The organism is Allobosea sp. (assembly GCF_036675845.1).
Classification (GTDB): Bacteria; Pseudomonadota; Alphaproteobacteria; order Rhizobiales; family Beijerinckiaceae; genus Allobosea.
This window is the reverse complement of the sequence record NZ_JAKFED010000050.1, coordinates 1-2714: the sequence shown is the minus strand read 5'-3', so window position 1 is coordinate 2714 and position 2714 is coordinate 1. Positions and strand designations below refer to the sequence as shown.

Sequence of the window (2714 nt, the reverse complement as noted above, 5' to 3'; positions counted from 1 at the left end):
CTTTCACTCTCTCGAGCGATCCATCTGCATCGAGAACGTGAACCGGTCGGCCGGATGAATCGACACCGAGATCTCGAACGCCTCGTCGGCCGAATCGAGGTAGCGGCGGGTGATCTTCAGGGCAGGCGACCCCACCTCGGCGCGCAATGCTTCGCTCAGGGCCTTCGGGATGCTGAGCGCCTGAACATCCTGCCGGATGCGTGCAATGCGCCGGCCGTAGCGCGTTTCGATCAATGAGCTGATCAGCGTTTCGGGCGATGCGCGCACCAGCGCGCCGATGTCCGCATACGAGGCATCGATGTAAACGTCGGTCCAGCCGATCGGCCGGCTCTTCTTGCCGCCGTCCATGCGCAGGCTCGAGATGCGCAGCCAGCGGGTTCCGCCGGGGCAGCCGAGTTCCTTGGCGAGCGCGAGATCCGCAACCACCTCGTCGATGCCGCGGACGATGCGCACGTGCGTTGCGCCGAATTGCGCCAGTTCGTCCACCGTGGCGATGGATTGGGTGAACCCGCCGGCGGGCCGGGCCGCCTCGACCCGCGTGCCGACGTTCTTGCGCCGCGAGATCAGGCCGAGCTCCTGCAGTTCCTCGAGCGCCCTGCGCACCGTGTAGCGGCTGGCGCCGTACCGGTCGCACAGCGCGAATTCGGTCGGCAGCAGCGAGCCCAGCGGGAACCGGCCCGAGGCGATGCATTCGGCGAGGTCGCGGGCCACATCCATGTGTCTGGCCTTGGTCATTCGTTCTCCCATCGCAGGTTCACGGCAGGTTGCGGGTTTTCCCGCATACCGTTTATGTTCGAACATACTAAAGTTCAATTGTTCGAACATACATATATATTCGTTTTTAATCAACATATCGTTGCCCCTCAGATGCCCATCACTGCCTCACTCCCCGGTGCCAGCACCGTCGTCGACTCGATTCTGTTTCGCGATGCCTTCGGCACACCGCGCATGCGCGAGATCTTCTCGGACCGCTCGCTGATCGCCCGCTACATCGAGGTCGAGGTCGCCCTCGCCCGCGCCGAAGCGCGCTGCGGCGTGATCCCCGCCGATGCCGCAGACGTGATCGCCCGCGAGTCGCGCCTGGAGCGCGTCGATCTCGACAACATGCGCAGCGAGACCGACATCGTCGGCTACCCGATCCTGCCGCTGGTCCACCAGATGGTCGAGATGTGCGGCGAGGCCGGACGCTGGGTGCACTGGGGCGCCACCACGCAGGACATCATGGACACGGCCAACGTGCTGCAGGTCCGCGACGCGCTCGATGTCGTCGATGCCGACCTCACCGAGCTGCGACGCATCCTCGCCGACCTCGCGCGCAAGCATCGCGACACGCCGATGGCCGGCCGCACGCACCTGCAGCAGGCCCTGCCGGTGACCTTCGGCTACAAGGCCGCGATCTGGCTGGCGATGTTCGATCGCCATCAGGAGCGCCTGGCCGAACTGCGCAAGCGCGTCCTGGTCGTTCAGTTCGCCGGCGCCGCGGGCACGCTTGCATCACTCGGCACGAAGGGCTTCGATGTCCAGCAGGCGCTGGCCGAGGAGCTGAAGCTCGGCGTTCCCGCGACCACCTGGCATGTCGCGCGCGACGGGTTTGCCGAGGCCGTGAACCTGCTGGCGCTGATCACCGGCTCGCTCGGCAAGATCGCCATGGACATCATGATCATGGCCTCGACCGAGTTCGCCGAGGTGTACGAGCCCTTCGTCAAGGGGCGCGGCGCGAGCAGCACGATGCCGCAGAAGCGCAACCCGATTTCCAGCGAACTCATGCTCGCCGCCGCGAAGGCCGTGCGCCAGCACGCCGGGCTGATGGTCGACGCGATGGTCCAGGACTTCGAGCGCGCCACCGGCCCGTGGCATGCCGAGTGGATCGCGCTGCCCGAGAGCTTCATCTTCTCGGCCGGCGCGCTGCACCAGGCCAGGTTCGCTCTCGGCGGGCTGATCGTCGATGCCGACCGCATGCGCCACAACCTCGGCATCACCCGCGGCCTGATCGTGGCCGAGGCGGTGATGATGGGCCTGGCGCCCGCCGTCGGGCGCCAGCAGGCCCACGACATCGTTTACGACGCCTGCCGCACCGTGAACGAACGAGGCGGCTCGCTGGCCGATGCGCTGACGGCCCTGCCGGCCGTCACGCGCCACTTCGACCGCGCCGCGATCGAGCAGCTCACCGACCCCGCCAACTACCTCGGCCTCGCGCCGCAGATGGTCGATCGCGCCCTGGCGATCTCCGCCGCATCGTCGCGTTGACCGCTTTGTCCCTCCAGTCCTCACACATCCATTGCAGGAGACTTTCATGAAGATCATCAAGCTACTTTGCGCCGCCCTGGCGCTGCTCGGCGCGGCCCAACTCGCGCAGGCTCAGGCATGGCCGGCCAAGACACTCACCTGGATCGTGCCCTTCGCGGCGGGCGGGCCGACCGATGCCATGGCGCGCGACATCGCCGACAAGCTCAGCAAGCAGATCGGCCAGCAGATCATCATCGAGAACGCCGGCGGCGCGGGAGGCACCATCGGCGCCGGCAAGGCCGCCCGGTCGGAGCCCGACGGCTACACCTTCCTGGTCGGCCACATGGGCTACATGGGCGCCGCTCCGTCGCTGTACAAGAAGCTGACCTACGACCCGGTGAAGGACTTCGAGGCGGTGTTCCGCTTCCCCGACACACCCCTGGTGCTGCTGGTGCCCGAGGCGTCGCCCTACAAGACGGCAGCCGACC

The 2714-nt window shown here is 67.0% G+C and carries 3 protein-coding genes; 2 read left to right on the top strand and 1 reads right to left on the bottom strand.

All coding sequences use genetic code 11. From position 1 onward, the window contains the following. Positions 1-3 precede the first annotated feature (3 nt). Positions 4-735, bottom strand: a complete 732-nt coding sequence (locus V6M56_RS05055; RefSeq protein ID WP_332681809.1) for a GntR family transcriptional regulator — start codon at positions 733-735, stop codon at positions 4-6. Positions 736-867: 132 nt separating this feature from the next. Between V6M56_RS05055 and pcaB the strand changes: the two genes are divergently transcribed. After that, entirely contained in the window at positions 868-2247 is a 1380-nt protein-coding gene (gene pcaB / locus V6M56_RS05050; RefSeq protein WP_332681811.1) for a 3-carboxy-cis,cis-muconate cycloisomerase, read from the top strand. 46 nt (positions 2248-2293) lie between these two features. After that, positions 2294-2714: Bug family tripartite tricarboxylate transporter substrate binding protein (locus tag V6M56_RS05045; RefSeq protein WP_332681808.1), on the top strand; the 421-nt coding region annotated here is incomplete at its 3' end.